Source organism: Chryseobacterium gallinarum (genome assembly GCF_001021975.1).
GTDB lineage: Bacteria > Bacteroidota > Bacteroidia > Flavobacteriales > Weeksellaceae > Chryseobacterium > Chryseobacterium gallinarum.
In genome coordinates this window covers 3,928,500-3,947,471 of sequence record NZ_CP009928.1, presented here as the reverse complement: position 1 = coordinate 3,947,471, position 18,972 = coordinate 3,928,500, and the positions used below count along the sequence as shown (strand labels likewise).

The window sequence follows — 18,972 nt, the reverse complement described above, 5'->3', positions numbered from 1 at the left end:
GAGAGTATTAGAGTGGGAGCTTTGAGTTTATAAGTTTGAGGAGAGAGTGATTGAGTCGAGGGTATTTAAACTTCTAACTTTCAGTATCTGAAATCTGAAATCTGACATCTGACATCTTATTATCTTATATCTTATATCTATTCAAACATTTCCTGCAAACGATTATGCGCCATATTAATTCCCTGGGCAAAAGGCATTTTCAGGTGCTGGTCTCTGAAATCAACGGATTTATAAATGGTCTGAATGGTGATTTTGCTGGTAGTATCGGTTAGTTTTTCAAATTCTAAAAACTCGAGTTGAGGCGGAAAAGGCGTATTTTCCATCTGGAAAGTTCTTATAATTTTCTCATTCTGAACAATATCGTGAATGGTTCCATTGGCGCTGAAAACTACATTGCCCTGAGGATTTAAGGTTTCAAAACGGTAACCTCCGTGTGGCTTGTTTTCAAATTTTGTCACTTTTGTTCCCATCCATTGTTCGAACAGTTCAGCTTCTGTATACGCTTTGAAAAGCAATTCTACCGGCAGGTCAAATTCCCGGATGATAAAAATTTCCTGTTTTCCGTCTTCTGCGTGGATTTTTGTTTTAAGTTCCATGATTTTGGGTTTGGTTTTAAGTTTGAGGGTGGGAGAGTGTTAGAGTAAAAGTTGTTGGGTTCCATTACTTATTACTTATGTTTTGATAAGCTTTCATCACACTTTCCAGTGTATTGAATTTTTCATCCCACATTTTGCGGAACGGCTCTATAAAGTCGGCTATTTCTTTCATTTTATGGGGATTAAGGTGGTAAATAATTTCACGGCCGTTTTGTTCAGATCTCAGCAGTTCGCATTCTGTAAGAATCTGAAGGTGTTTGGAAACGGTAGGTCTTGCGGTATCGAAATTGGAAGCAATGGCTCCTGCAGTCATAGATTGTGCAGCTACCAGCATCAGTATGGATCTTCTGGTAGGGTCTGCGATGGCCTGAAAAACATCTCTTCTTAAATTCATTGTGTAGTTATTTGACTACAAATATATGTGTAGTTATTTAGCTACGCAAGTTTTTAAATAAAATTTTAATGTAAAAAAAATTACATAAAAACTACTAAATTTATATAAAATTATAACAGGCATATTATTCCATATGCCCTTTTGTTCTGACTTTTATCCGGAGATGTATTCTAGTAATTCAGCATCTACAGCTCTTTTCATAATTCTTGCTCTGACAGGGCCAACATTGTATATCTTAGCAATCAATTCTGCTTCTGTCTTGTTATGTAAATCAGAAATAGTATAGATACCTGCGTCATTTAAAGTTTTTTTCTGCCATTCTGTTAGAAGTTCCAATACAGAAATTGGTTTTAAAAGTATGTTTGAAATAGATTTTTCAAAAACCCCTTCATCATCATTAATGACTTCAACTAAGTCAAGTATTGAATTATAGGCAGGACTATTTTTACCGAATTCTAAGAATTTTGCAATTGCTAAGTTATTAAAAAAGGCTTTTGAAATATTATGAGGATTTGGTTCCAAACTTAAAATACAACCAAATTTAACTTCATATCTAGTTCCTAACTCAGCTTTAGTCGCTCTTATTCCCGAATCTATTTTTCTTATAATTCCTGTATAAGTTAATAAACGAAGAGCCTCCTTTACTGTCTCTGGAGCATCCTTATGAACCCAAAAGTATATGGTTGATTCTTGTTTGTCGGAGCTTTTTCTAGCATCGTTGTATCTAATTATTGAGGGGATTACCCCCTTTTCAAGAAAATCTCTTCCCCAATCAATCAATGCTTTATGTCCAAAGTATTTTTCGCCTAAATCTGTATGCTCAGACCAAATTTTATTTCTATAAAAGTCTTTAATTACTTGTTCAACATTTTTAGAGTTAAATGTTGAAATATCTCGTAAGGTATTAAGCAGAAACCTAGGGTTTCCTCCACATGAAAGAGCTAATGTAATAAAAAGTGATTCGTGAGTTTGGATTGATTTTTTTAATGTTTCATCTGATTGATTGAATACAATTTCTTTAAAATAGCTAACATAATTTGTATCTCTAATATCCCTTTCTAATTTTAAATAGATGCAATCATGTAATGGCTCAAAAGAGTTTCCAAAATAGGTAACACCAGGATAAATAGCAGCATTACATGTAATATATGGTGATCTTAGATCCTTAAATAAACTGAAAAATTGTCTTTGTTGCTCAGGTCTAAAAACATGTGCAGCTTCATCAAATAAAAAATAAATTCGATCTAAATTATTTTCTTTACATATTATTTCAATAGCTTCTTTTACATCTTCGATATCTGGAAGTGCTTCAATATTTATGGTTGATTTTCCTTTATAAGAATTTTCATATTGTTTAACAATTTCTTTTAAGTTTTGTGAAATATCTTCTTCATTTTCGCTTTCATCATTACTCAATAAACTTGCAGAATTTGTATCAATTGAAATTCCTTTTTTCCTTAAATTATTTAGAAGTGCTTTTAAAGTTTTAGCTAGCATCCAATGATAAAACTGAAAATGATCATCTGTCTTTATTAAAGAACTAATGTTAAAGGAAATATAAACGCATATACAATTAGGATAATTTTCTTCAACTTCTATTTCTGTTAATTTTAATAAAAAAGATTTGCCTGTCCCTCTTGAACCTTCTAATAAACAAGGATCAGGAAGAATTAATGATTTAATTATTTCTTTGTCTTGATGGCTTATTACAGAAAGCTTTTTAATATCTTCTGTCTTTATACTCTCTGTTCTTAAATAAAATGTTGACATAATTTTTATTTTGGTCCCCCTAAATAGATTCTAATTTCTTCTATATGGGATAATTCAGTTATTAGAAAATCGAGATTGTCTTTTTCAATCTTTTTTAGATACCTTACAGATAATGTAAATAATATTATTTCGCAAACTTCACTAAAATAATTAAAAAAATCGTCTGCTAAAATTTTATTATATACAAGCTCTAAATCAACTTTGCTCCAAGTTTCATTATTACCATGAACAAATTCAGATAGCCTCCTATAAACACGAGATGCTCTATTATTAAACTCTTGAATTACTTTATTTAAATTGGAACTAAAAAAAATTGAAAACCTTTCAGAAAGAACTCCATTTTCTTCATCAATTAATTTACTCCATCTTATATCTTGTTTTCCTATTTCCCATTCAAGATATTCTAGTTTATTTGTGGAAAAGAAAATTGAACCTAATGCGAGTTCAAATCCCAACCTTAAACACATGTTTGCTTGCCTATATAGACCAATAGTTAAACAATATAGACTTGTTTCTAATTGAGAAATAGCATTCTTTAAAGCACAAATTTCATCATTTGCAGCAATAATCTCTTCTGAAAAGTCAAAAATGCAAGTACATAAATAATGTGATTTTGCTAATTTTTGTTCGTATGTATTAGTAGTTAATTCAAATATCTCTTTAGATTGCTCGGAGATTTTTTCAAAATATTTTTTTATATCCATATATTTATTTCGATAAATGGTTATTTGCTTGAATGATCTTTAATCAACCTCTCCAATTTCTCAATCATCTCCCTCTGCTGCTGAAGCATACGCTCATAAAGCTCAACCATTTTGTCAAGAGGATTAAAAGTAAAATTAGGATAATAGTTATAACCATTTGATTGGTCATTAAAAGTATTAGAAATAATATTCACCGCCTGTTCCTCATCAAAATTCTCAATCGCCTCCGCAGGCACTTTTAAAATCTTTGCTACCTGCGCCAAAATATCAGATTCTACCGTTTCTTTTTGTTCTAAAAGAGAAACTTTCTTCTGGTTCCAGTCATCACCCAGTTCAAAAGCTAAGGCTTCCTGTTTAATGCCCAGCATTTCACGGAAACGCTTTATATTTCTACCCTGATGTATTTTTTTATTTTGCATATCTGTGTAAGTCATAATAACAAATATAAAGTTTTAAAAGATAAAAATAAAGTCCTTTTCTAAAATAAATTATCTTCTAAAATAGCTGCTTTTTAGCATAAAATATCCTCTTTATAACTGGTACAGACGCCTAAATATTTCTTGCTTTGTTGAAAAACAATAAGATGAGAAAAATAACTATCAGGGGCAAATATAAGATTGTGTCCATCCGTAACCTTACGGTTTACCATAAATCATTTGAAAGAGCATACAGAAGGCTGGTTTTCTTCCCGGAAATCCGGCTGGCAGGGAAGTGGCTGCTGGAGTGTGGTTTTGAACCGGGAGATAAAGTGCTGGTGACGGTTCGGAGACATCAGATTATCTTAGAAAAAGAGATGAATTATGAAGAGGTGTAAATAATACAGGTTTCTGGCTGATATTGCTGAGACTTGTTTTTTAATCTCTCGCAGATTTCGGAGATCAAGCAGATGATTGGGGATTACAATCTACGATATTTGCTTAATCTGTGTGAGGTTTTTAATTAAATGCAAAGTTAAAGGTATCTCATTTTTTGAAAGAGCTAGCCTGGAAAGGTAGTATACTGTAGACGCGAAGTTTTATGATGGTGACTGTATTATTTTTAGGGAGCTAAGGATGGACAAGTGAACTTGCTTGATGAAGGTTGTGGATAATGGTCTCGCAGATTTGGGAGATTGAGCAGATTTTGAAAGTGCTATGAAATTTGCGTTATCAGCTTGATCTGCGTGAAATTATTTTTGTTTGACGCAAAGTTTTATGACGGCGGTGGTATCATCCTTAGTGAGCTAAGGGTGGGCAAGTGAACTTGCTTGATGAAGGTTGTGGATAATGGTCTCGCAGATTTGGGAGATTGAGCAGATTTTGAAAGTGCTATGAAATTTGCGTTATCAGCTTGATCTGCGAGAAATTATTTTTGTTTGACGCAAAGTTTTATGACGGCGGTGGTATCATCCTTAGTGAGCTAAGGGTGGGCAAGTGAACTTGCTTGATGAAGGTTGTGGATAATGGTCCCGCAGATTTGGGAGATTGCAGATTTTGAAAGTGCTATGAAATTTGCGTTATCAGCTTGATCTGCGTGAAATTATTTTTGTTTGACGCAAAGTTTTATGATGGTGACTGTATTATTTTTAGGGAGCTAAGAGTGGGCAAGTGAACTTGCCTGATGAAGGTGAGTGAATAGAGTCTGCTTTTATAGTAAGTGTGATCTGCGGGAGAATTTTTTAGACGCAAAGTTTTGATGGTGGCTTTTATATTTTTAGGGAGCTAAGAGTGGGCAAGTGAACTTGCCTGATGAAGGTGAATGGATAGGATTTCGGCGGCCTCCGGCCGCCGAAACTTTTTATTATAAATCTAGGTGTTTATCTTTCTATTTTGGATTCTGATTTATTTTTATTGTTTTTTCCTTAATAATCTTAATGGTTCAAAAGTATACCGGTAAAAAGAGTAGTTGTGAAATAACCTTATCTTTGCAAATTCAATGTTTTCTTTGCATTAATCAATACTATCATAGATGAAATTTTTACTGGACTTTTTATTTCGTGTTTTTCAGCTTTTTACGGAACCGTACTTTTTAGTATTTCTTGCAATTGTTATTATTGCCGTGTTAAAAAGGAAAAATAAGGGTAAAAATCTGAGAATAGGAATTTTTATATTAACAGTTGTTATGGTTATCTTTATAGGGAATGGTTTTCTGGGGAAAATGATTTCCGGGTATTTACAGAAAGCTTACCTCAATACTTCTGAAATAAAGACTACAGCTGCTCAGAATCGTGTTATTGTAGTATTAGGGGGCGGTATTGTAGAGATTAACAATACAGAGAAACTGCATACCATGTCTTATTCCAGAATGGTTACTGCGTATCAATTGTACCATGAATACAGAAAAAATAATCAGTCCTGTAAAATATTAATTTCCGGAAAAGGGAGAGGACACAGAAGTGAAGCGGAATTATTCAGTGAAGATTTTAAAAGGATGGGCGTTCCGGATGCTGATATCATTAAGGAAGATCAAAGTATGAATACTTATCAGAATGCGAAATTTTCCAGCCAGATACTGAAAACAATGGCTCCTTCTAGCTTATTTTTGGTGACTTCAGGATTTCATATGAAGAGATCTGTTGCTTTGTTCAAGACGTTTGGATTAAAGCCTGTTCCGCAGGCCTCAGATTTTATAGATACTGAAATAACCTGGTTTCCTAACAGCTATAATGCTGCCTTTACATTCGTTATGCTGAAAGAGGTTGTGGGAATATGGCAGGTGCAGGTATATAACAGTTTGGGAATGAATAAATAATATTTTACAGTTTATTATAAGATTAACAAACCGCCGCCTTGAGTTTACATTACAGTATTTAAATCATCAGTTTATTTTCTTCAACGAAATTAGGGCCTGTTTTTTTATAAAAATTTGTGCAAAATCACAGAAAAAAGCTCTTAAATACATAAAATCAAAATAAGCTCAAATAACCAGTGTTTTTTCATCCTCAACCTATGCTATCCGCTTGCAAATAAAGGAGATTTATGGGCGAAAATTAGTTTTAATCGGATTTCAGAATTTTTACATTTTAAAGACATTAAATTTATGTCCATCCGGATCTGCGAAAACAAAACCATAATAATTGTTTCCAAAACTTTCAGGTTCTGAAACAATGGTCCCGCCAGCTTTTTTAACTTCTGAAGCCCATTGATCTACCTGATCGTTAGTTTCAGCAGAAACGGTAAATATAATTTCATTTGAAGTTTGAGAATTACCGAAAGAGACTCCTTTTACATTAGCTTCCAGTATGTTTTTCAGAAAGAAGTGGATAACAAAATTATTTTCTCCGAAAAAAAAGCTTACCAGCTCATTAGAAGTATGAGGATTGTTGGGAGTACATCCTATGGCTTTATAAAACTTTTGGGTACGTTCCAGATCGGCGACAGCCAGATTGGCCCAGATCATTTTAGGTTTCATATGATTTATTTTTTTGGTTAGGGTAAAATTAGGTTCTTTTAAAGGGATAGAGATTGCCATGTGGCAAGATTTTGTATTTTTAATGTGCAGAAAGAAATCAATGGAAGAAATACTTAAGAAATTAGATGTACATATTAAAATATTCAGACCTGAATTTTATGATAGATTAAAAATTCCATTGGTTGAAAATGATATTCAAATGCTTGAAATTCAATATAATATTCAGATCCCGAAAGACCTTAGATGACTTTACCAATGGAAAAACGGGCAGGAGAGCAGTTGTTATGATGCCTTTGTGAATAATTCAATGTTTATTCCTTTGGAGGAAGCACTTGATATTGCTCAGGAACTGGCTTTAATGATAGGGACAGATTTTGAGGTTGAAAATTGGTGGAATGAAAACTGGATTCCTATTTTCCATAATGGTGGCGGAGATTATATCTGCTATGATCTAAAAGGTATTTTTACCGGAAATAAAGGACAGATTCTGGAATTTTGGAACAGAGATGATGACAGAAATATTATTGCAACAAGTCTTGAAGACTTTCTCGATCTGTTAAATAGCTATTATGAAGAGAAATCAGGAGATTTGGATGAATTTCTTACTGTTGAAAATAGAAAAGGATATCCCAGGAAATTTAATGTTGGTTAATTTAACATAATATTTAAATTGTATTTGAAACGGCTGAAAAGCGGATGACAGATTGAATTACAATACAGTAAAAATAACATATGAAAGATACTATTATCAATAAAATAAAAACTTTAGGAGGTAATACGGATGCTGTAGATCAGGATAAAAACTTCATCGAAAACTGGAGGAGCATTACTTTTAATCATTATTTATACGATAAAGATTGGGATGTTTACGGAATTGACCAATTTTATGAATCCAATAAAGAACTGTATCATAATCAGCCGGAAAAGTTTTATGAAAATCTGTTAAACCATTATTTTTCAGCTCATGATTCAGCGTATGGGCAGTATTTTGTGAAAGACTGGATGTTTACACCTTTTAAAGAAGGCTCAGAAAATCAGGAAGAATTTGATGATTTAATAGATGAAGATTATGTACAGGAAGTGGTGGGAATTTCTAAGCCCGAATTTATGTGTATACTGTATTCTTATGGGTATCCGGATCATTATTTCGTGTGTACAACAGATCCTGATCCTTCTAATCCGACAGTTTACAGTACAGATCATGAAGTGTATTTTGACGAACTTGAAAATGAAGGAAGCCTTGAGGAATTTTTAGACCGGTTTATGACGAAGGAAGAGTTCCATAAGGTTGTTACAGGATATTTAACGAAGAAATTTAATTTAACATAATATATGTGTTTAATTTTTCAAATATATAATTCCTTAGAATCGATTCTACAGAATTAAAAATTATTTTAAGGGGAATATCCAGAACTCTAGGCGTTATAGATCACTCAAAAAATGTAATTTAGTCAAAAACAAAAAGAGCGCTTTACAGAAAATATTTATCTGTTGACAAGTGGACAGACTTTATAATTTTAGCTGGAGAAGTTGTAGAAAGACAATTACCTAATTCAAAATTATTTCTGAACATTAATCCCATGTACAATAGATTTAATATTGAAGAAAACAGGAAATAACAGGCGTGGTGTAATTTCTGATATTTGGTTCAGGCAGAAGAAGCTCTGGGAGAAGCTTATAAAGTGATTAGCGTGGCTGATATATACTCTCCTTTGTAATATTTATTTTTTCCTATAATTTATATTATGTTAAATTGTATTTGTTTTTACATTCCCATTTGAAACACAATGACTCTCATAATTTACTTTGTGAAGATAAATCTGGAGCTGTATCATTTAATAATTCTCCGGGGAATGTAAAATTATTTTTCGGCCTTACTAGCAGCATCCACTTCCTGGTTTACAAGCAGAATTTTGGCTTACGGTTAATTCACTCAGATTTTTCTTTTGCTTTTCTGAAGGAATTCCACAGGCATCCTGTGCCAGACAAGCTGTAGTTTTTGCCTTCAATACAAATGTCTTTCCATTAAAGGCAAGATCGTACTTACCAATGGTATCGCTTTGATATTCAACTTCAATTTCGGCATCTTCAATTTGTAGTTTTTCTTCAGAAAGCCTGATGATGTTCAATAATTTCGCGGGTTTCAAACGATGTTCATAGTCATTGGCATTCCAAAGCTGGAAGTTTACGGACTTTTCATCACGTACCACTCCTCCACAGTCGATAAATTTTTTATTGACCTGGCCTACTTCGGTCACATGGAAATGCTCAGGAACAAATGTTCCGTTTTCTAACTGAAATTCAACATGTTCCAATGTAGGGAGAAGTTCTTTAATTTCCGATAATTTCATATTTATCAATTATTTATAGTTAAAATGTAATATTATGATTCTTGTGAATAAAATAATTAACAGCATTTCCGATCGGTTACTGTTGTAATAATTTTTGAAAAGTATTCTTTTAAAACACTAAAAGTGTTTTCATCAATACAATAGCAAACCGAATTTCCTTCTACAGTTCCCTTAATCAGACCTGCATTTTTTAATTCTTTTAAATGCTGTGAAATGGTGGGTTGTGCTAAAGGAAGCTCATTTACGATATCACCGGTTATACAGGTATCTACTTTCAGCAGATATTCTATGATAGCTACTCTTGCAGGATGTCCTAATGCTTTCGCAATAACTGCTACCTGATTTTGATGTTCAGTAAAGTGATCTGTTTTTGTTACCCCCATATAATTATCTTTATATTGCAATATTACGATTAAAATTTTAATAAAAATCATTTTTGACTTTTTTTGAGTTTTTTGTAAATCCAAAATTTTAATTTAATGAATTAAAAGTCAGATAATCAACATGATACTTTTCTTTATTAAATTTACTGTTATATTTTTGATCATAAATTGTATTTTTGTTGATATAATTTAGAACAGCAATAGAATCCACTTTGCTCTTATCTTAAAATTTTATCATGGGACAACTTGCTTTATTTGATTCAGAGGAATATTATCAGTTTCCAAAAGAGCTTCTTGAATATACGGAACATTTTCTATCAGAAAATGAAGCTGTAAAATTGCAGGAGTTATTGATGAACACTGTTCCCTGGAAACAAAGAGTACAAAAAATGTATGATAAAATGGTTATCACTCCACGGCTCACTGCCTGGTATGGTGATAAGGAGAAAACCTATCAGCTGGGCGGAACTTCTTTTACCGCCAATCCCTGGCTGCCTGAACTATGGGATTTAAAACTGCGTATTGAAAAAAGTACGGGCTATCAGTTTAATTCCGTACTGTTAAATTTATACCGTGACAAAAACGATTCTGTCGCCTGGCACAGAGATAAAGAAAGTGAGCTTGGAAACCGCCCTGTAATTGCTTCTGTAAGTCTTGGCCAGGTCCGTAATTTTGAATTCAGGAAATTTGATGATCACGCAAACAAATACAGCCTACCCCTTCAACATGGCTCTTTACTGATTATGAAAGGAGATCTACAGTTGGATTGGGAACATCGTATCGCCAAATCTGTTATGGCAATGAAACCAAGAATCAATATGACATTCCGGTGGGTAAAACAATGAATAATGCGCCTGGAGCATTTGATGGTATCTATTTAAAACAAAAAAACCGCCCTTTGCAGAGCGGTAATTTTTTCTAATTTTTTCTTATTTGCAAGAATTGCTTCCACAGCTAACAACTGTGATATGAACTACATTGTTAATTCCACACTGTACTTCACATAATCCGTTTTCAAGATTTTTGATTACCTGAACAACAGTTCCGCCAACAGCACCTCCAACAGCGTTAAGGGTACCACCAACGATAGTTCCAACACCACCAAGAATTCCTCCGATAGCGCCTAGAACCGGATCAAGAAATCCATCTCCTGAAATAGTTTTTAATTGCTCTCTGTCTAATTTTTTTAAGTTTTTCATAACGATAATTTTATATGATTATTACATCACGAATATAGGAATAAATAACATTATCACGGTAATATTTTTTAAAAAATCAATAAAATATTTTTATAATTTAATATTTCGTTAATATAAACATAATTTAATGAATTTATCATTTTATGATATATCTTATTGATTATCCAAATGTTAAAAAAAATATCTCAAATTTGAAATTTTAGAGTTAATAATTTTTAAATAAATATTGTTTTTTTATGATTATTCTTCAAATCTATGTTTTTGTCTTCTTTTCTTGTTTTTACTAAAAAGATTGCTGCTTCCAATCTGAAAACTAATGAAGGAAAATTGAATTTCTTTTTTATTACTGTAAAACCTGTTCTGATTATTGGTTACGGGGCCAAATTTTGTATTTTTGCCGTCATACTTTGTATCATGTCAATTTTTTCAAATAATATCCGCTTTTTAAGAGCTGGTAGAAAGCTCTCACAGCAAAATGTAGCCGACGAATTATCTATTTCCCGTGTACGGTATTCCAAATATGAGAATGGAATATCAGAACCTCCCATTGATCTTCTGGTAAAAATGTCCAAATATTTTCATGTCAGTATCGATCTTCTGGTGTCGGTAGATATCCGTAAATATCCTATTGATGAAATGCTGAAACTTCCGGATAACAGGATTGTCCTTCCAGTTGCAGTAGATCATCTGGGAAATGATACCATTGAAATTATTCCCCAGAAAGCCTCCATGGGTTATCTTGAAGGATATAGTGATGTAGAATATATTGAAAGTCTTCAGAGGATTGCCCTTCCCTTTCTGACCAATGGAAAATACCGGGCATTCCCTGCAGATGGTGATTCTATGCCTCCGTTTAGAAATGGCTCCTATATCGTAGGAAAATACGTGGAAGGAATCGATGAACTGAAACCGGGAAAAACATATGTTTTTGTAACATTAAATGACGGAATTACTTATAAACGTTTTAAGGAGAGAAAAAACAATGTAATCTGTGTAAGTGCCGACAATTCTTTCTATGAGCCTTATGATATTCCTTTTTCGGAAATCGTTGAAATCTGGCAATATGCTTCGGGAATTTTCCCGGAGGATTTTGAGCCGGGAGATTATGAAAATTACAACTTTAAAGAAATGTTTCGCGAACTGAAGAAGGACATCAGGGACCTGGACAAAAAGATTTCAGGCCGTCGCCGTAAGCAATCTTAATGTATAATCCTTACAATGTACTTCTGAGGTTACACAAAGTCAGAAGTACATTGTACAGATATTCCTGGTGCAATTACATTTCATCAGCAAGTTCTATCCAGACGGGAGCATGATCGCTGCTTTTTTCCCAGCCTCGTACATGGCTGTCTACTCCGGCAGATTGTAACCTGGAATGGAGATAAGGACTCAATAATATATGATCCAGCCTCATCCCTGCATTCCTGTCGTAAGCTTTATATAAATAATCCCAGAATGTATAGATCTTTTCTTCCGGAAAAAGCTTGCGGATGGAATCAAGCCAGCCTTTCTTTTGAAGCTCCTTATAGGCTTTCCGTACTTCCGTTCTGTACAGGGCGTCATTTTCCCAGCGCTCGGGTTTATAAACGTCAACAGGTTCCGGAATAATATTGAAATCCCCGATGAGAATGGCGGGTAGTTCCATTGCAATCAATTGATTTGTTCGCTTTTTGAAACGTTTGATCCAGGATAGTTTGTAATCAAATTTAGGCCCGGGATAAGGATTTCCATTGGGAAGATACAGGCAGCAGATTACCATCTTGTCTATAATTGCTTCTATATACCGGCTTTGAATATCTTCAGGATCACCAGGTAAAGACCTCTGTACTTCTGTTATTTCCCTGTCTTTTGCCAATATAGCTACTCCGTTCCAGCTTTTCTGTCCATTCCAGATCGCCTGATACCCTGCGGCGTTGATCTCCTGCAAGGGGAAACGTTCCTGAGGGGCTTTTAATTCCTGGAGGCAGACAATATCCGGTGAAGCTTCTTGCAGCCATTTAAGTAAAACAGGCAGCCTGCCGTTGATACCGTTGACATTGTAGGTTGCTATCTTCATATGGTTATTTAAGAAATCAGTTTTTTAATTACGGCAATAATTATTCCATCATTCAACTGTCAATAAAGCCTACTGCAATCGTTAGAATTGTATTATATACGCTATAAAAGATAATGCACTCCGTCCGGTTTCAGACAGGGTGCATCATTTTTTATAAACCTTAATATTATAAGGAAGATATATACACTTCTATTTTAGTTCCGTCATAATTGAAGGTTCCATCAGAATTTCTGTTACCTAAAACCCAGCTTAGGTCTACCCTTTCATTCCATCCCGAACCTAGTTTAAATCCGTTTACTGAACGTACTTCATTAATGTTTCCCGTAGTGATGGCTGAATGAAAAAAAGTTTTATCCACAAGTCTGTAAAATCCAACGGCTTTTCCTTTCGGAATAATAGAATATCCATCCCATTTTTCTCCTCTGAAATAATCAAATTTATCCAGCCATTTCTGACCGGTTGACTGCACAAGTTCCGTTGCACTGATTCTTGCCCCACGCATATAAAGCGTATAGGCTACTACATCGTGACATACCCCCGTGTTATACTTTACAATGTTTTCTGCCCCTGCAAGAAGTGCATTGGCAACCAATGCCCTGTCTGTGGCGTCAAGCTGAGCCTTTCTGGCTCCTTCTGCTGTAATAAATGACATATTAATAATTTTATGGTGTATGTAAAGATACTGTTTTAAAATTAAATGGACTGGCGGTGAATTATCGGCTGGTTTATGATGCCTTGAGAAAGATTGTAAATGAAGACTATAACATAAAAAAACAGGATGAATACACATTCACCCTGCTCCCAAACTTGTTAAAAAATGTAAAATATAGATATAAAAAAACTTTCTGTTTACAGTTGTGCAGCTTTCAGCATTAAAAAATGAAGATCTGTGTTTTTAATAAACGGCTGCAACAATTCACTTCCCGGTCCATATGCAGCTACTTCAACATAATCTCCCGAATGATCCATACTGATCCACCCTACTGAATTATGCTTTTTCTGAATTTCAGAATACCATTTGAACGGGAGCTTTTTATAATTGTAAAGCCCTTCTTCCTTTTCGAGACCGTTATAGAAACTAAGAAGATGCCGTGCTTCATCATCATTCAGACGAATTTTATTTCCTTCATAGATCCAGTCTGTGATGTCCTTTACAGAATAATCTTTGTGAATAGCATTCAAAAGATATTCATTGGTATATTTATAATTGGAAATGCTGTTGAAATGCTGAGTGGCATTATTTCCGTAAATAGTTCCCGGGTTGGCATTTCCATGGTCTGTGGTGATAATGACTAAAGTATTGCCGTCCTCTTCTGCAAAATCTATTACTGCTTTTACCGCTTCATCAAAGGCAAGCTGGTCATGAATAAGAGCAGCAACATCGTTGGCATGAGCAGCCCAGTCTACCTTCCCTCCTTCTACCTGAAGAACAAATCCTTTTTGATGGCCTTTCAATTGATTGATGGCTGCTTTTGTCATATCTGCCAAAGTGGGAGTATCTTTGAATTCTTTTACATGCATTCTGTCTATACTGTAAGGTAAGGCTCCGGCATTAAAAATTCCCAGGACTTTTTTTCCCGGCGTAATATTCTTAAGATCATTACTGTTTTTAAGGATTTGATATCCCTTTCCGGCATATGAGGCATAGAGGTCTTTCTTATCTTCCCTTTTCCGGAAATTAAAAAATTCGTCTCCGCCGCCCATCAGCACATCCAATTCCAGATCCGCATACATTTCTGCAATCTCAGGCTCCGCATTTCTTCTGGCGGAATTCACACAAAATCCTGCCGGGGTAGCATGAGTTATGGTAACAGTAGTTACACAACCCGCTTTCTTGCCTGCTTTTTTAAACTTTTGCCACACAGGAAGATGTCTTTCCCCGTTTGTACCCATATTAAGAACTCCGTTTTGTACCCTGACCCCGCCACCGAACGCAGAACTGGCTGCAGCAGAATCGGTCACTACAGAACTGGCGGAAGCGGTATCCATTAAAGCTCTCGTTACCTTTTTTTCCTGATAAAGATTGAGCCAATTGCTGCCTTTTCCCAGGATATTCCTGGAATAGGTATCAGCCATAGTAAGGGTTCCCAGGCTCATTCCATCACTGATCATGAATATGATGTTTTTGGCATTCTTTCCCGGGGATTCAATCTGCTTCCGTGTGCTCCAGAGACTTGCTGGCGATAAAGTAAATGCTCCCGACAGTAATGCGGATCCTTTTAAAAATTTTCGTCTGTCCATACTGCAAAATGTGAATGCAAATTATTATAATTATTCTTTCAAATGAAACTATGTTGCATTAATAAATTGTTAATTTTAAATCCCTTCAGGAAACGGATCCTCGAATACCATTCCTGCATTCCAGAGATTCTCTTCCTGATCTGTAATAAGACAATGGCTTAATGCTGTACGAATTTGATCATGATCAAGATTTTGCCCGATAAAGACAAGTTCATTGATTCTGTCACCCCAGTTTTTATCCCATCTGCTTTCAATAAACTCCTGGTTTTCTATAAAGGAAGCGTATTGTACTCTGGAACTCATAGGCATACTACCCCACCAGACCCCGGCTTTTTCTAACCGGAATGAGCCGCCTGCCTGGGAAAAGTTGAGCGCAACATCCGGTCTGGAAGCTAACCAGAACAAACCTTTAGCCCGGATGATGCCTTCAGGATAATTTTCATTGAGGTATTTCCAAAGCCTCATGGGATGAAAAGGTCTTTTATTCCTGAATACAATGGAGCTTATTCCATATTCTTCGGTTTCAGGTGTATGGTGGGCAGCCTGTAATTCCTTTTGCCACCCTGCAGAAGCCTGGGCTTTATCAAAATCAAAAAGTCCGGTGTGCACAATTTCTTTGATATCTACCCTGCTGAATTCCGAATGGAGAATTTTTGCTCCGGGGTTAAGCTTTTGGAGCGCAGTCTGTAAAAATCCCAATGTTTCAGTATCAACAAGATCGGTCTTGTTAAGAATAATTACATTGGCAAATTCTATTTGATCAGTGAGAAGATTGACAATCGTTCTATAGTCTCCTTCCATGTCGGTAAGTTTCCGGTCCAGAAGCAACTCGGCAGATCCAAAATCTTTCATAAAATTGAAACAGTCTACCACCGTCACCATAGTGTCGATATAGCTGAAGCGGGAAAGGTCAATTCCGTTTTCTTCATCGGTGTAAGTAAAGGTCTGGGCTACAGGAATAGGCTCACTGATTCCTGTACTTTCGATTAACAGGTAATCGAAGCGGTTCTCTTTAGCCAGGCGTTCCACCTCTATCATAAGGTCTTCCCTGAGGGTACAGCAGATACAGCCATTGCTCATTTCCACGAGTTTTTCTTCTGTTCTGGAAAGGGTATGCTGATTTTCTATGAGACGGGCATCAATATTGATTTCACTCATATCATTCACAATAACAGCTACTTTCAACCCTTCTTTATTGTGCAGGATATGATTCAGCAATGTGGTTTTACCGGACCCCAGAAAGCCGCTCAATACGGTTACAGGAAGTTTGTTCATCTCTTAATGTTTATGGTTTTTAAAATTGATGCTATGAGCTACTATTAAACCCAGGGCGCCAATGTAAATCAAAGGAACATGAATTTCAAATAACAAATCAAGCCCTACTGAAACTGAAATAAGAAAAATTGAAACCCAGAACAACCATTTTAACCTTACATTCCTGATGGTCCTGGTTACCCGGTAAACAACAACGGCTCCGATCAGCAGAAAAGCCAGGTCTATATAAGGATTATGGGATATTCCCAAAGGAACGATCAGTAATAACGGGAAAATGATACAGTGAATGAGGCATACAACCGCAGCGGAAATTCCTATTGTGTCAAGTATTTTTGATTTCATAAATAGGGAGATTTAAATTTCTTATAGTAACTTTGTTGCAAAAGTAGAAATTAATTTTTAAATAACGCAACTTTGTTGCATTAAAATAATGAAACAAGTCAGAAATACCCAGGCCAAAACTGAAATTCTTAATCTTATTAACAGTTCGGATATTGCCCTTACCCACTCGGATATTCAAAAGAAACTGGGTGATCTATGCAATAGAGTGACTATTTACAGAGTATTGGAAAGGCTCGAAAATGAAGGAGCTATTCATAAGATCGTTAATGTGGATGGTGTTGTTAATTTTGCAAAATGCAGCGGGAAGTGTACGAATGAGCAACATTTTCATAATCATGTTCATTTCAATTGCAAAGAATGTCATTCCGTGACCTGCATAGAAAATGCAATCCCGGAAATTAGTTTACCTGAACATTTTGTTCCTCAGGACTATAATTTTATCATCAGCGGAATTTGCCCGAAATGTTCCAGGGCATAAAATAACCAATTCATTGAAACATTTTTAATATGCTTCAATGTCAAAAAATAACACTTCAAAGCTTTTAATTTCCAATTGACGTAGAAAATAGCCCGGCCGGATGTACAAACTTAGTTGCTTTGTAATGAATAATTATATTTCATTACTATGACTAAGGGAAAATTAGGTGGCAAAAAGATACTGGGATTTACCCTGATGGGGTTGGGGATCTTATCCTGGATAATATTTCTGTTACTTTCCTTTTCCGATTTTCCCGATAAAGCAGCTACCGCTATACTGGTGCTCATTACAGGAGAGGTTTTATTCATTATAAGTATTATCTTATTAAAGAATGCTGGAAAAGTGTCAAACAATCGATAATGCGATTCTTTATCCTGAAAAAAGAGATAAGTCAGAATAAAAATCCTTCCTTACAATATTGGTAACCTCAATCTCCTTAACTCTTATCGGGATTTTTCAATCTTAACGTCTTCCCTTCAAAAAACTGAAAAATAAATGGATTCCCAACAAAAATCTTATTCAGAATGGGTATAAATATGGCTCTATCCATACGATTCCGTTGAGAAAAGTAAAAAAAAATACTATTTTTATCGCCCGATAAAGAAAAGACTAATTATGCCGACCGACGCTTCTCATAAGCTGATCCCGATGACCACTTTCGTGATTGAATATTATTCAAGCGAAGGATATGCTGATCTTCAGATTTTAAATTTGATGAATAATTATGCCGTTTTTTTAAAGAAATCCCTTCATCTCGGGATGTTTGTTCCCGTTGATGAAAAAGGAAATGTACTTAAGGAGCCCAAAAATTATTCGTCCTGGAAATCCCTTGACCATAATGACGGGGAAAGAACAGATATTGCCGGATTTGAAGAATATGCAGCCTATCAAAAGGCAGAACAGAACTGCATGTTTGAAGGCTTTAAAGTAGATTATAACGGTTATTCGAAAGTGAGAATCATAGCTTCTTATGATCCTTCCATCGAGCTGTCTTTCAATAAAAATGACCTGATGCCTACCGGCTACAATGACATAGAATCACTCACCGTTTTTGATGATATCTTTTTGACTTCTGCAGCTTTAAAAGTAATAGGAATCAAAAATAAACAATAAGCAATTAAGGAATAAAATTCAGATTCAGAAAACCTTTACAACTGATAAAGGCTTTATTTGTCAATATCTGATGTTTTTGAAAACACGAAATACGCCAGCGTTGTATTTTCCCGTACCAGATTATCAATCCTCTTAAATCCGCTTTTGATAAGAACTTTGTGAGCCGATATTATCCGGATCCGTCACCGCGACAATATCTTTTTCCTGTTGTAATGAAAGACAATATTCAACGAGGGCTTTGCACACTTCTGTTCCGAGACCTTTCCCCCAGTAATTTTCTCCCAGTGTATATCCGATTTCTATCTGGTCCGGCCGGTCAAGGAATGTCCTGGCCAGGCACATCCCCATACAATCATTATTTACAGGATTGAAAATTCCCCATCTGCTGAATGGCCCTTCTTTATAATCAGCTATTGCTTTGTCAAACATCTCTTTATATTCCTCACGGGTTTTATAAGGAAGATAACGGGTAACATTTTCATTCTCAAAGAGTGCCGAAAAAAGAGTAAATTCTTCCGGAGTAAATTCCCGGATAATAAGGGTATCGTTTTTATAATGCATACATAATAATGTTTCTGCCAGGATTAAATGCTTCAGTAAAAGTAGGAAAATAAAGCAGAAAAACCTTTAGGATCAGAATTTATTCATCATAATGATTTACTCATTTATTATTCAATACA

The 18,972-nt window shown here is 35.1% G+C and carries 25 protein-coding genes and 1 pseudogene; 10 read left to right on the top strand and 16 right to left on the bottom strand.

Annotated features, from left to right (window positions below):
• Positions 1-137: 137 nt before the first annotated feature.
• The 5 genes from OK18_RS17525 to OK18_RS17505 all read right to left on the bottom strand — a co-directional run bounded on the left by OK18_RS17525 (position 138) and on the right by OK18_RS17505 (position 3,898).
• The gene (locus OK18_RS17525; protein ID WP_053328852.1) at positions 138-596 is read right to left on the bottom strand and encodes an SRPBCC family protein; all 459 of its coding nucleotides are present in this window, start codon (positions 594-596) and stop codon (positions 138-140) included.
• Between the two features lie 64 nt (positions 597-660).
• Positions 661-990, bottom strand: coding sequence for an ArsR/SmtB family transcription factor (locus OK18_RS17520; protein ID WP_053328851.1), 330 nt, complete (start codon positions 988-990; stop codon positions 661-663).
• 153 nt (positions 991-1,143) lie between these two features.
• A complete protein-coding gene (locus OK18_RS17515; RefSeq protein WP_228377648.1) occupies positions 1,144-2,760 on the bottom strand; it encodes a hypothetical protein in 1,617 nt (538 codons plus the stop codon).
• 5 nt (positions 2,761-2,765) lie between these two features.
• Positions 2,766-3,464, bottom strand: coding sequence for a hypothetical protein (locus tag OK18_RS17510; RefSeq protein WP_053328850.1), 699 nt, complete (start codon positions 3,462-3,464; stop codon positions 2,766-2,768).
• A gap of 20 nt (positions 3,465-3,484) precedes the next feature.
• The gene (locus tag OK18_RS17505) at positions 3,485-3,898 is read right to left on the bottom strand and encodes a helix-turn-helix transcriptional regulator (protein WP_053328849.1); all 414 of its coding nucleotides are present in this window, start codon (positions 3,896-3,898) and stop codon (positions 3,485-3,487) included.
• Between the two features lie 149 nt (positions 3,899-4,047).
• Between OK18_RS17505 and OK18_RS17500 the strand changes: the two genes are divergently transcribed.
• Together OK18_RS17500 and OK18_RS17495 are read left to right on the top strand one after the other, a co-directional pair.
• Positions 4,048-4,278, top strand: coding sequence for a SymE family type I addiction module toxin (locus OK18_RS17500; RefSeq protein ID WP_053328848.1), 231 nt, complete (start codon positions 4,048-4,050; stop codon positions 4,276-4,278).
• Between the two features lie 1,286 nt (positions 4,279-5,564).
• Positions 5,565-6,194: a YdcF family protein gene (locus OK18_RS17495; RefSeq protein ID WP_228377647.1), complete on the top strand. Its 630-nt coding sequence runs from the start codon at positions 5,565-5,567 to the stop codon at positions 6,192-6,194.
• Positions 6,195-6,458: 264 nt separating this feature from the next.
• Here OK18_RS17495 and OK18_RS17490 read toward each other — a convergent pair whose 3' ends face one another.
• On the bottom strand, positions 6,459-6,914 hold the full coding sequence (locus OK18_RS17490; RefSeq protein WP_228377646.1) for a VOC family protein: 456 nt from the start codon (positions 6,912-6,914) through the stop codon (positions 6,459-6,461).
• 40 nt (positions 6,915-6,954) lie between these two features.
• Here OK18_RS17490 and OK18_RS21785 point away from each other — a divergent pair, with 40 nt between their 5' ends.
• The 3 genes and pseudogenes from OK18_RS21785 to OK18_RS17480 all read left to right on the top strand — a co-directional run bounded on the left by OK18_RS21785 (position 6,955) and on the right by OK18_RS17480 (position 8,183).
• A complete protein-coding gene (locus OK18_RS21785) occupies positions 6,955-7,101 on the top strand; it encodes a hypothetical protein (protein ID WP_228377645.1) in 147 nt (48 codons plus the stop codon).
• 12 nt (positions 7,102-7,113) lie between these two features.
• Positions 7,114-7,506 (top strand): annotated as a pseudogene (locus OK18_RS21780) (SMI1/KNR4 family protein); the annotation flags it as partial.
• A gap of 80 nt (positions 7,507-7,586) precedes the next feature.
• Positions 7,587-8,183, top strand: coding sequence for a hypothetical protein (locus OK18_RS17480; protein WP_053328846.1), 597 nt, complete (start codon positions 7,587-7,589; stop codon positions 8,181-8,183).
• A gap of 548 nt (positions 8,184-8,731) precedes the next feature.
• On the opposite strand, the gene OK18_RS17475 is transcribed toward OK18_RS17480, so the two are convergent.
• Positions 8,732-9,205: a DUF6428 family protein gene (locus OK18_RS17475; protein ID WP_053328845.1), complete on the bottom strand. Its 474-nt coding sequence runs from the start codon at positions 9,203-9,205 to the stop codon at positions 8,732-8,734.
• A gap of 56 nt (positions 9,206-9,261) precedes the next feature.
• Entirely contained in the window at positions 9,262-9,588 is a 327-nt protein-coding gene (locus OK18_RS17470) for an ArsR/SmtB family transcription factor (protein WP_050021019.1), read from the bottom strand.
• A gap of 236 nt (positions 9,589-9,824) precedes the next feature.
• On the opposite strand from OK18_RS17470, the gene OK18_RS17465 reads away from it, so the two are divergent.
• Complete coding sequence (locus OK18_RS17465) at positions 9,825-10,433, top strand: alpha-ketoglutarate-dependent dioxygenase AlkB family protein (protein WP_053328844.1); 609 nt, start codon at positions 9,825-9,827, stop codon at positions 10,431-10,433.
• An 84-nt stretch (positions 10,434-10,517) separates the two neighbouring features.
• On the opposite strand, the gene OK18_RS17460 is transcribed toward OK18_RS17465, so the two are convergent.
• Entirely contained in the window at positions 10,518-10,787 is a 270-nt protein-coding gene (locus OK18_RS17460; RefSeq protein WP_050021021.1) for a bacteriocin-like protein, read from the bottom strand.
• 414 nt (positions 10,788-11,201) lie between these two features.
• On the opposite strand from OK18_RS17460, the gene OK18_RS17455 reads away from it, so the two are divergent.
• The gene (locus tag OK18_RS17455) at positions 11,202-11,990 is read left to right on the top strand and encodes an XRE family transcriptional regulator (protein WP_053329417.1); all 789 of its coding nucleotides are present in this window, start codon (positions 11,202-11,204) and stop codon (positions 11,988-11,990) included.
• A 73-nt stretch (positions 11,991-12,063) separates the two neighbouring features.
• On the opposite strand, the gene xth is transcribed toward OK18_RS17455, so the two are convergent.
• The 5 genes from xth to OK18_RS17430 all read right to left on the bottom strand — a co-directional run bounded on the left by xth (position 12,064) and on the right by OK18_RS17430 (position 16,701).
• On the bottom strand, positions 12,064-12,843 hold the full coding sequence (gene xth / locus OK18_RS17450) for an exodeoxyribonuclease III (protein ID WP_050021407.1): 780 nt from the start codon (positions 12,841-12,843) through the stop codon (positions 12,064-12,066).
• 166 nt (positions 12,844-13,009) lie between these two features.
• Positions 13,010-13,495: a hypothetical protein gene (locus tag OK18_RS17445; RefSeq protein WP_050021022.1), complete on the bottom strand. Its 486-nt coding sequence runs from the start codon at positions 13,493-13,495 to the stop codon at positions 13,010-13,012.
• Between the two features lie 197 nt (positions 13,496-13,692).
• Entirely contained in the window at positions 13,693-15,084 is a 1,392-nt protein-coding gene (locus tag OK18_RS17440; protein ID WP_053328843.1) for an alkaline phosphatase, read from the bottom strand.
• A 75-nt stretch (positions 15,085-15,159) separates the two neighbouring features.
• Complete coding sequence (locus tag OK18_RS17435) at positions 15,160-16,359, bottom strand: GTP-binding protein (protein ID WP_053328842.1); 1,200 nt, start codon at positions 16,357-16,359, stop codon at positions 15,160-15,162.
• Positions 16,360-16,362: 3 nt separating this feature from the next.
• Positions 16,363-16,701 carry a MerC domain-containing protein gene (locus OK18_RS17430; protein WP_050021024.1) on the bottom strand — a complete coding sequence of 113 codons (339 nt, stop codon included), beginning with the start codon at positions 16,699-16,701 and terminating at the stop codon, positions 16,363-16,365.
• Positions 16,702-16,789: 88 nt separating this feature from the next.
• On the opposite strand from OK18_RS17430, the gene OK18_RS17425 reads away from it, so the two are divergent.
• Entirely contained in the window at positions 16,790-17,179 is a 390-nt protein-coding gene (locus tag OK18_RS17425; protein ID WP_053328841.1) for a Fur family transcriptional regulator, read from the top strand.
• Between the two features lie 110 nt (positions 17,180-17,289).
• Here OK18_RS17425 and OK18_RS21775 read toward each other — a convergent pair whose 3' ends face one another.
• Positions 17,290-17,466, bottom strand: coding sequence for a hypothetical protein (locus OK18_RS21775; protein ID WP_228377643.1), 177 nt, complete (start codon positions 17,464-17,466; stop codon positions 17,290-17,292).
• Here OK18_RS21775 and OK18_RS21960 point away from each other — a divergent pair.
• Both OK18_RS21960 and OK18_RS17415 read left to right on the top strand, forming a co-directional pair.
• Positions 17,399-17,539 (top strand): hypothetical protein, encoded by a 141-nt coding sequence (locus OK18_RS21960; RefSeq protein ID WP_394331975.1) that lies wholly within the window; start codon positions 17,399-17,401, stop codon positions 17,537-17,539. The genes OK18_RS21775 and OK18_RS21960 overlap by 68 nt on opposite strands.
• Before the next feature lie 255 nt (positions 17,540-17,794).
• Complete coding sequence (locus OK18_RS17415; protein ID WP_053328839.1) at positions 17,795-18,292, top strand: hypothetical protein; 498 nt, start codon at positions 17,795-17,797, stop codon at positions 18,290-18,292.
• A gap of 132 nt (positions 18,293-18,424) precedes the next feature.
• Here the strand turns inward: OK18_RS17415 and OK18_RS17410 are convergent, their stop codons facing one another.
• A complete protein-coding gene (locus OK18_RS17410) occupies positions 18,425-18,853 on the bottom strand; it encodes a GNAT family N-acetyltransferase (RefSeq protein ID WP_053328838.1) in 429 nt (142 codons plus the stop codon).
• Positions 18,854-18,972 lie beyond the last annotated feature (119 nt).

Excerpts from the sequence above, each read along its gene's own strand:
- OK18_RS17525 (WP_053328852.1), bottom strand. The coding sequence starts at position 596 with ATGGAACTTAAAACAAAAATCCACGCAGAAGACGGAAAACAGGAAATT.
- OK18_RS17520 (WP_053328851.1), bottom strand. The coding sequence starts at position 990 with ATGAATTTAAGAAGAGATGTTTTTCAGGCCATCGCAGACCCTACCAGA.
- OK18_RS17515 (WP_228377648.1), bottom strand. The coding sequence starts at position 2,760 with ATGTCAACATTTTATTTAAGAACAGAGAGTATAAAGACAGAAGATATT.
- OK18_RS17510 (WP_053328850.1), bottom strand. The coding sequence starts at position 3,464 with ATGGATATAAAAAAATATTTTGAAAAAATCTCCGAGCAATCTAAAGAG.
- OK18_RS17505 (WP_053328849.1), bottom strand. The coding sequence starts at position 3,898 with ATGACTTACACAGATATGCAAAATAAAAAAATACATCAGGGTAGAAAT.
- OK18_RS17500 (WP_053328848.1), top strand. The coding sequence starts at position 4,048 with ATGAGAAAAATAACTATCAGGGGCAAATATAAGATTGTGTCCATCCGT.
- OK18_RS17495 (WP_228377647.1), top strand. The coding sequence starts at position 5,565 with ATGGTTATCTTTATAGGGAATGGTTTTCTGGGGAAAATGATTTCCGGG.
- OK18_RS17490 (WP_228377646.1), bottom strand. The coding sequence starts at position 6,914 with ATGGCAATCTCTATCCCTTTAAAAGAACCTAATTTTACCCTAACCAAA.
- OK18_RS21785 (WP_228377645.1), top strand. The coding sequence starts at position 6,955 with ATGGAAGAAATACTTAAGAAATTAGATGTACATATTAAAATATTCAGA.
- OK18_RS17480 (WP_053328846.1), top strand. The coding sequence starts at position 7,587 with ATGAAAGATACTATTATCAATAAAATAAAAACTTTAGGAGGTAATACG.
- OK18_RS17475 (WP_053328845.1), bottom strand. The coding sequence starts at position 9,205 with ATGAAATTATCGGAAATTAAAGAACTTCTCCCTACATTGGAACATGTT.
- OK18_RS17470 (WP_050021019.1), bottom strand. The coding sequence starts at position 9,588 with ATGGGGGTAACAAAAACAGATCACTTTACTGAACATCAAAATCAGGTA.
- OK18_RS17465 (WP_053328844.1), top strand. The coding sequence starts at position 9,825 with ATGGGACAACTTGCTTTATTTGATTCAGAGGAATATTATCAGTTTCCA.
- OK18_RS17460 (WP_050021021.1), bottom strand. The coding sequence starts at position 10,787 with ATGAAAAACTTAAAAAAATTAGACAGAGAGCAATTAAAAACTATTTCA.
- OK18_RS17455 (WP_053329417.1), top strand. The coding sequence starts at position 11,202 with ATGTCAATTTTTTCAAATAATATCCGCTTTTTAAGAGCTGGTAGAAAG.
- xth (WP_050021407.1), bottom strand. The coding sequence starts at position 12,843 with ATGAAGATAGCAACCTACAATGTCAACGGTATCAACGGCAGGCTGCCT.
- OK18_RS17445 (WP_050021022.1), bottom strand. The coding sequence starts at position 13,495 with ATGTCATTTATTACAGCAGAAGGAGCCAGAAAGGCTCAGCTTGACGCC.
- OK18_RS17440 (WP_053328843.1), bottom strand. The coding sequence starts at position 15,084 with ATGGACAGACGAAAATTTTTAAAAGGATCCGCATTACTGTCGGGAGCA.
- OK18_RS17435 (WP_053328842.1), bottom strand. The coding sequence starts at position 16,359 with ATGAACAAACTTCCTGTAACCGTATTGAGCGGCTTTCTGGGGTCCGGT.
- OK18_RS17430 (WP_050021024.1), bottom strand. The coding sequence starts at position 16,701 with ATGAAATCAAAAATACTTGACACAATAGGAATTTCCGCTGCGGTTGTA.
- OK18_RS17425 (WP_053328841.1), top strand. The coding sequence starts at position 16,790 with ATGAAACAAGTCAGAAATACCCAGGCCAAAACTGAAATTCTTAATCTT.
- OK18_RS21775 (WP_228377643.1), bottom strand. The coding sequence starts at position 17,466 with ATGAGCACCAGTATAGCGGTAGCTGCTTTATCGGGAAAATCGGAAAAG.
- OK18_RS17415 (WP_053328839.1), top strand. The coding sequence starts at position 17,795 with ATGCCGACCGACGCTTCTCATAAGCTGATCCCGATGACCACTTTCGTG.
- OK18_RS17410 (WP_053328838.1), bottom strand. The coding sequence starts at position 18,853 with ATGCATTATAAAAACGATACCCTTATTATCCGGGAATTTACTCCGGAA.